This window comes from Priestia sp. SIMBA_032, assembly GCF_046535215.1.
GTDB classification, from domain to species: Bacteria; Bacillota; Bacilli; order Bacillales; family Bacillaceae_H; genus Priestia; species Priestia aryabhattai.
The window spans coordinates 1-249 of the sequence record NZ_JAWRXD010001250.1 but is presented as its reverse complement, the minus strand read 5'-3'; the positions used below and the strand labels follow the sequence as shown (position 1 = coordinate 249).

At 67.1% G+C, this 249-nt stretch carries 1 protein-coding gene; it reads right to left on the bottom strand.

The genetic code is table 11. The annotated features are described in order from the left end of the window. The coding region (locus SB717_RS38340) for a hypothetical protein (protein ID WP_410908438.1) at positions 1–249 on the bottom strand (249 nt) is incomplete at both ends.

Here is a 249-nt window from a genome sequence, read left to right as displayed (position 1 = left end):
AGGTCGGTGGCGGTGAGACGCCCGGTTCGCGGATCGATCGTGGTCACGACGTCGCCGAACACCATCCTGTTTATTGAGATGATGTAGTCGCCCGGTTCGTACTGGCCGGTCTGGACGTCGACGCTTCCCGTCGCCGCCCCGGTCACCCCGGGAACAGAGAAGACCACATCGGCTCTGGGGGTGAGGCCGGCGGCCGCATCCAGATCCGCAGAGGAGCCGGGAAGCTCCGTGACCCAGCGGGGATCCGCC